This window comes from Desulfonatronum sp. SC1, from assembly GCF_003046795.1.
GTDB lineage: Bacteria > Desulfobacterota > Desulfovibrionia > Desulfovibrionales > Desulfonatronaceae > Desulfonatronum.
On the sequence record NZ_PZKN01000060.1, the window covers coordinates 1 to 6,962 of the forward strand.

The 6,962-nt window shown below is 61.8% G+C and carries 8 protein-coding genes; 3 read left to right on the plus strand and 5 right to left on the minus strand.

From position 1 onward, the window contains the following. Positions 1-280 precede the first annotated feature (280 nt). On the minus strand, positions 281-1,231 hold the full coding sequence (locus C6366_RS18215) for an SAM-dependent methyltransferase (RefSeq protein ID WP_107740602.1): 951 nt from the start codon (positions 1,229-1,231) through the stop codon (positions 281-283). A gap of 38 nt (positions 1,232-1,269) precedes the next feature. On the opposite strand from C6366_RS18215, the gene thiD reads away from it, so the two are divergent. Continuing rightward, complete coding sequence (gene thiD / locus C6366_RS18220; RefSeq protein ID WP_107740590.1) at positions 1,270-2,073, plus strand: bifunctional hydroxymethylpyrimidine kinase/phosphomethylpyrimidine kinase; 804 nt, start codon at positions 1,270-1,272, stop codon at positions 2,071-2,073. 36 nt (positions 2,074-2,109) lie between these two features. Here the strand turns inward: thiD and hemC are convergent, their stop codons facing one another. The 4 genes from hemC to C6366_RS18240 all read right to left on the minus strand — a co-directional run bounded on the left by hemC (position 2,110) and on the right by C6366_RS18240 (position 4,893). Further along, positions 2,110-3,039 (minus strand): hydroxymethylbilane synthase, encoded by a 930-nt coding sequence (gene hemC, locus C6366_RS18225; RefSeq protein ID WP_199221565.1) that lies wholly within the window; start codon positions 3,037-3,039, stop codon positions 2,110-2,112. A 13-nt stretch (positions 3,040-3,052) separates the two neighbouring features. Beyond that, positions 3,053-3,292: a zinc ribbon domain-containing protein gene (locus C6366_RS18230; RefSeq protein WP_107740592.1), complete on the minus strand. Its 240-nt coding sequence runs from the start codon at positions 3,290-3,292 to the stop codon at positions 3,053-3,055. Between the two features lie 210 nt (positions 3,293-3,502). Further along, positions 3,503-4,102 carry a D-sedoheptulose 7-phosphate isomerase gene (locus tag C6366_RS18235; protein WP_107740594.1) on the minus strand — a complete coding sequence of 200 codons (600 nt, stop codon included), beginning with the start codon at positions 4,100-4,102 and terminating at the stop codon, positions 3,503-3,505. Positions 4,103-4,122: 20 nt separating this feature from the next. Then, on the minus strand, positions 4,123-4,893 hold the full coding sequence (locus tag C6366_RS18240; protein ID WP_107740596.1) for a hypothetical protein: 771 nt from the start codon (positions 4,891-4,893) through the stop codon (positions 4,123-4,125). Between the two features lie 149 nt (positions 4,894-5,042). Between C6366_RS18240 and C6366_RS18245 the strand changes: the two genes are divergently transcribed. Both C6366_RS18245 and C6366_RS20785 read left to right on the plus strand, forming a co-directional pair. Then, on the plus strand, positions 5,043-6,401 hold the full coding sequence (locus C6366_RS18245) for a TolC family protein (protein WP_158269862.1): 1,359 nt from the start codon (positions 5,043-5,045) through the stop codon (positions 6,399-6,401). A 127-nt stretch (positions 6,402-6,528) separates the two neighbouring features. Then, positions 6,529-6,897, plus strand: a complete 369-nt coding sequence (locus C6366_RS20785; protein WP_107740600.1) for a four helix bundle protein — start codon at positions 6,529-6,531, stop codon at positions 6,895-6,897. Positions 6,898-6,962 lie beyond the last annotated feature (65 nt).

The window sequence follows — 6,962 nt, forward strand, 5'->3', positions numbered from 1 at the left end:
CCATAGCCTCTAGCCCATAGCCTCTAGCCCATAGCCTCTAGCCCATAGCCTCTAGCCCATAGCCCATAGCCTCTAGCCCATAGCCTCTAGCCCATAGCCTCTAGCCCATAGCCTCTAGCCCATAGCCCATAGCCTCTAGCCCATAGCCTCTAGCCCATAGCCTCTAGCCCATAGCCTCTAGCCCATAGCCCATAGCCTCTAGCCCATAGCCTCTAGCCCATAGCCTCTAGCCCATAGCCTCTAGCCCATAGCCTCTAGCCTATCGCCCATAGCCTATGGCCTATCCCCCCCAAACCCACGTCAATTCGTGCTTGTTGTGCGCGAGATGCAGGAGGCGGGAGTGGGGGATGGACCGGAACTGGTCGATAACCTGGAAGTCCGTCTCCCCCTGGAATTTGATGGTGCAGACCATGTTTTGGACCGTTCCCGCGTCCAGCCAGCGGCGGACCAGGGCCAGCAGGCGCTCGGGATAGCAGACCACGTCCGAGAACAGCCAATCCACCGGGCCGAAGGCATCCTGACCGATGGCTTGGGGGCTCTGGGCAAAGGCGCTTTCAGGCCGAAAGATGATCCCAGGCAGCCCGGCCAGCCGTGGATCCAGTGGGGCCTTGTCCACGCTGATCACCCGCGCTCCGAGCTTATGCAGCACCCAGGTCCATCCGCCGGGGCTGGAGCCCAGGTCCAGGCAGAGTTGCCCCGGATCGGGACGCCGGTCCAGCAGGGTGAACACTTCCCACAGCTTCAGATAGGCCCGGCTCGGCGGACCGGTCTTGTCCTCCACGAACAGCGCCTCGCCGTGGGCGAACGGGCTGGAGCAACGGGGTGAGGCCAGCAGGGTGGAGTCGTCGAGCAAGGTCCAGGAACCAAGTGGGAGTTTCGGCAACGGGTCGCCGAAAACCAGGGGCCGGGAAGAGGGGCCGCGCAGCCGTTGCTGGATCAAGCGGGCCCGACCCCGGCGCGGCAAATGTTCGTCGTACAAGGCCCAGAGCGGCCCCAACCCCTTGAGCGCGGTGGCGGCCTGGGCTATGGACGTGAAGGGGATCACCCGTAGATCGTGCCAGATATTTTGTGCCCAAGCCGGAAGAACAGTCGTCGGGCGAACAGGCGGCGCAGCGCACAGCGCCAAGCGCCCCAAAACACGTTCGACCGGCCCCAGTTCCCGCAGCAGCTCCGGCAAAAACCCATCGGGCGCCAGATATCCGACGCCGCCTTGCGGCACCGCGAATCCCATCAGTCGCCCCAACCACATCCACGCAAGGAGTCCATTCCATGTCCACCCCGCCCTGCCTCCTGACCATCGCCGGTTCCGACTCCAGCGGCGGCGCCGGAATCCAGGCCGATCTGAAGACCTTCACCGTATTGGGCGGCTACGGCGCGACGGTGCTCACCGCGCTGACAGCCCAGAACACCCAGGGTGTTCAGGACATCCTTCCCCTGCCGGATACCTTCGTGATCCGGCAGCTGCGCTCGGTCCTGGACGATCTTCCGATAGCCGCGGCCAAGACCGGCATGCTCTTTTCCGCGGACCTGATCCGCGCCCTGGCCCGTGAACTGAAACACAAATCCTTCCCTCTGGTGGTGGACCCGGTCTGCGTGAGCAAAAGCGGCCACAATCTGCTCCAGCCCGAGGCCGTGGAAACCCTGAAGACGGTCTTCCTGCCCCTGGCCGACCTGATCACCCCCAATCGCCCGGAGGCGGAACTGCTGGCCAAGATGACCATTGCCGACGAGACGGATGTTCCCGAGGCCTTGGAGCGGCTGCTGGCCCTGGGTCCCAAGGCCGTGCTGCTCAAGGGCGGCCATTTCTCCGGCGAAACCCTCACGGACTGGCTGGCCGTGCCCGGCCAACAACCACGCGCCTTCCGCCACCCCCGACTGTCCAACCAAAACACCCACGGCACGGGCTGCACCCTGTCCGCGGCCATCGCCGCGGGCCTGGGCCGCGGCCTGGACCTGGCAACCGCCGTGGGCCAAGCCGTGGACTACATCCACGACGCCATCCGCACCGCCTATCCCCTGGGCCACGGCATCGGGCCGGTCAATCATCTGCATCCGCTCTCGCAAGGCAAATGAGGCGAATGGAGCCGCGATCACATTGTCGCCCTTGTCTCACGCCCCATACACCTCGGCCAATATCTCCCGTCCCCCACGATCCAGAATCGCCCGGGCCACTCGGCGGCCCAGTTCTTCGGCGTCCCGGGGCTTGTCCGTGGCCTCCTCGATGATCAGGGTCTTCCCGTCCACGTCGGCCACAAGCCCGCGCAGGGTGATCCTGTTCGGGGCGCTGATGTGAGCGTATCCGGCTATGGGCACCTGACACCCGCCCTCCAGGGTGGCCAGAAAGGCCCGTTCCGCCCGGACGCAGCAGTGGGTGTCCGGATGATTCAAAAAGCCGAGCAGTTCCACCAGGTCCTCGCGGTCCTGGGCGTATTCCAGCCCCAAGGCCCCCTGGCCCACGGCGGGCAGGAACAGCGGCGGCCCCAACGGCGTGGATTTGGGAACGCTGAGCCCGAGGCGGTTCATCCCGGCCTGGGCCACGATGATGGCGTCGTAGTCCCCGGCCAGCAGCTTGTTGACCCGGGTATCCAGGTTGCCGCGCAGGTTCAGGATCTTCAGGTCCGGACGCAGCGCCAAAAGCTGACAGCGCCGGCGCAGGCTGCTGGTGCCCACCCGGGCACCCTCGGGCAGCCCGTCCAGGCCGTCGTAGAGTACGGACAACAGGGCGTCGGTCAGGTCTTCCCGCTCCGGAATGACACCCAGAACCAAGCCTTCCGGCAGTTCGGCCGGTACGTCCTTCATGCTGTGCACGGCCAGGTCGGCCCGTCCGTCAAGCAGGGCCTCTTCGATTTCCTTGACGAACAGCCCCTTGCCGCCGACCTTGGCCAGGGGCACGTCCTGAATCTTGTCGCCCATGGTCTTGACCAGCAGCAGTTCCACTTCCAGCCCGGGATAGCGCTCCAGCAAACGGCTTTTGACGTGCTCTGCCTGCCACAAAGCCAGCTTGCTGCCCCGGCTCGCGATGGTGATGCGTTCCAACATGGACATACCCAGCTCAGTGGCACCCGGCGCAACTGGACGCCGAGCAGCCGGAACAGGATGAGCCGGAACCGGAACTCGCCGGAACCGCCGAGCCGACGGCATCGCCCCCGCCGCCGGATTTATGCCGACACCGGGACATCAGCTTGCCGGTCCTGGCTGATCCGCAATACGGACAGATCACCGCGGGATCCCCGAAAACCAGTTCCTCGAACTCTTTCTCACAATCATCGCACAGGTATTCATAAATCGGCATATTTTCTCCTTGAAGGACACACTCTTCTCCCTCGGCGTCCACATCTCGTTCGAATTATCTGAGTACTGAAAAACGTCCTTTGTCGACAGTCCGTTCAAAAAACCCAAGTGCAAGGAGCAAGAAAAGCTCAAGGTCGAAGCGTATTTTTTGATACGTGAGAGTTTGAACTTTTTGCAGCGACGCAGCAATTGGGAGTTTTTCAGCGGACTGTTATTGTTCCCCGAACAAAATTTCATCCGTCAACAAACACAACAAATGCCCCACAGTGATGTGAATCTCCTGAATAAGCGGGGTTTGGCGCGAAGGCACGGCCAGCAGGTGATCGCACAACTCCCGCATCTTGCCCCCGTCTTCGCCGGTCAGTCCGATGGTGACCATCCCCAGGGCCCGACCGGCTTCCAGGGCCGCGACCACGTTCGGGCTGTTGCCGGAGGTGGACAGCCCCAGCAATACGTCGCCTTCCCGGCCCAGGGCCTGGACCTGCTTGGCGAAAATCAGGTCAAAGCCGAAATCATTGCCCACCGCGGTCAGGATGGATGTGTCCGTGGTCAGGGCCAGAGCCGGAAGCGGACGGCGGTCGATCAGAAAACGGTTCACGAATTCCGCGGCCAGGTGCTGGGCGTCCGCGGCGCTGCCCCCGTTGCCGCAAAGCAGAATCTTGCCTCCGTGGGCCAAGGCCCCGGCCAGAACATGCGCCAACCGCGCCACCTCCTGCCCATGCATGGAGAAAAAGGCTTCCCGCAACGCACCGCCCTCGACCACATACGCTTCCAATCGCGCGAAAACGCGCCGCAACGCGGCATCATTCATGGGTAATCGCCTCGTCTCGGTCATGGTTGCACCTCCAGTGGTCTTACTTTTCGCCCGCCATCCCTTCCGGCGAGGGATTCCTTCCCAGCCACGAGGGCCAGCCCCTCTTCCTCGGCCAGGGCCGCTTCCCGCTCCCAGCCCCCCAGCAACAGACTTTGCGCGGCGAGGTGGAACATTCTTTCGGGGTGATCTCCATACAGGGCAGTGATCAAGGCTTGGTAATCCAGGACAAAAGCCATGCGTACCAAACTGTTTTGGTCGTAGAGCAGGCGGGCCAGCAAGGCATTTTCCCGGTGTTCCGGCAAGTAGCGGATGAACAGTTGTCGGCTGGACGAGATGATGAACCGGATCCTGGCCACCTCGCGGCGCATGCTTTCCCGAGTTTGATCGACCACCTTGGAGAGCTCCCCGACAATGCCCCGCTCTTCCGGGCGCAACCCGATCTGTCGAAACTCCAAAAAACGCCCTCCGTAGATCTCTCGTTGGTAGGCGTCTTCCTTCAATTTCATGGTTTCATGAAAAATATATCCCAGACACCACCCCAGCAACTGGCCGTGGACGTCCGCGCCCCGATCCGTGCGAAACAAGTGATGCGCTGTGTCTTTCAATCGCCATAGCAGCCCCTTGTTCATCTCCACGCCCAGCACTTCACGCAGGACCTCGAAGTCCAGGCGCTCCTCGTCGTCAAACATCCTGAACTGGTTCTCCAGAACCTGCTGACTCAGGCAAAAGTCGCGGAGAATGTCTCGGACGAATTCGGACCGTTTTGACCGTATCCAGGCTCGGAACATGACGTTGGATTGCTCGTATGGTTGCGGGTTGAAGACGCTGGCGCTGGTCGATGGCGATTATTGACCGATGCCTCTCGACTAGGATAGTCGGAAGGAAGCCGTGAAGGACGCGCATGTGTAACCTCAAGCCGGTAAAAAATCAAAAGAGCATGTCCACGAAAATTCAATCGCTTCTTCTGCCCTTTCTCTTGTTCGCCTTGTTTTTCATCACAGTCCCGACTTCAGGCTCAACCATGGAGAAAGGCGACGCTCCGGACGCCGTTTCTTCGGACGTCCTTGATCCCACCGCCTTCACCCTGGAACAGGCCGTCCGGCAAGGTTTGCGGGCCAATCCGCGGATGGCCGCGGTTCGCGCCGCCCTCCGCGGAGCGGAGTTCGGGGAGAAGACGGCCGGCACCGCATTTTATCCCACTCTCTCGGCCAACTACGGCTTCGCCTATGACGACAAGCCCACTATGGGCGGTGACCGGGAGGCCTGGACCCTGAACATCAATCTCAACCAGCCCCTGTTCACCGGCTGGCGACTGCTGAACACCCACCAAAAGGCCCAGTTGGCCGTGGAACGGGCCCGGGTCGAAGTGGAAAACATCGAACTGAACCTGATCCTGCTCATTCAGGAGCAGTTTCTGGATTTGCTCAAGGCCAGGGAGAACGTCCGCAGCGCCCAGGACTCGGTCATTCGCCTGCAGTCCCAATTGCAAAACACGCAGGCCTTTTTCGACGTCGGGTTGCGACCCAAGTTCGACGTGCTTCAGGCTGAAGTGGATCTCGCCAGGGCCGAACAGGACTTGCTCATCGCCCAAAACGCCGTGGCCACTCAAGTCGCCCGCCTGAACACCCTGCTCAATCTGAATCTGTCCACCGAGACGGACTATATCGGAGAGTTGACCTACCTGCCCTATGCGCCCCGGTTCGAGGAATCGCTGGAAACCGCCTATCGGCTGCGCCCGGACATCATCCTGGCCCTCAAGGCCGAGGAGATCGCGGGCAAGGACGTCGAAATAGCGGCCAGCGACTTTTACCCTCAGGTCTCGGCGGACCTGGACTTTTACAGCCGAGGCACCGACCCCACCGTCACCGGCACCGACTCACGGCCCGACCCCTGGTGGACCGCGGGCGTCAACATGCGCTGGAAGGCTTTCGAGTGGGGCCGAACCCGCTACGCCACGGAGCAGGCCCGCCAAGACGTCCTCCGCTTGCACGAAGAGACGGCCAACCTGCGCCTGGAAGTCTCTTTCTCCGTCAAATCCCTGCACCTCAAGCTGGAAGAGACCGCGGCACGCATCGCCGTGGCCCAGAAAGCCGTGGAAGAAGCCCGGGAAGGCTTTCGCATCGCCCAAGCCCGGTTCCAGGCCCAGGTCGGCACCAACACGGACGTCCTGGACGCCCAGGCCCGCCTGACCCGCGCCGAAGCCGACCTGACCGACGCCATGGCCGACTACCAACTGACCCTGGCCCGCCTCTTCGCCGCCACCGGGGAACGCAATCCGGGGTTGGTGGTACCGTAATAAGGCGATAGGCTATGGGCTAAGGGCTATAGGCTAGGAGTATTATCACCCAACACCATCACCTATCGCCCATCGCCCCTAGCCCCTAGCCCATCGCCCCTAGCCCATCGCCCCTAGCCAAAAAACCATGTCTGATAATAAAGGCTTCCGATGTCTTCGGGTATGGGAAAAAGCTCGGGATCTGGCAGTCCTGGTCTACGACCAATCACGGGAAGGACCTTTCACGAAAGATTATGGGCTCCGAGACCAGATACGGCGCTCAGCGGTCAGTGTACCCAGCAACATTGCGGAAGGGGATGAGCGAAGTACGGACAAGGACGCCGTGCGCTTTTTTTACATGGCCAAAGGATCTTTGGCCGAACTGCGCACCCAGTTGGAAATAGCCCACCTAGTCGGCTACCTTGACAAAGCGACATTTTCGCTTCTTGAATCACAATCCATCGAAATCGGAAAAATGCTCGGCGCCCTCATCAAAGCCCGCTCCCCCAAACCCTAACCCATCGCCCATCGCCCCTAGCCCATAGCCCATCGCCCCTAGCCCATAGCCCATCGCCCCTAGCC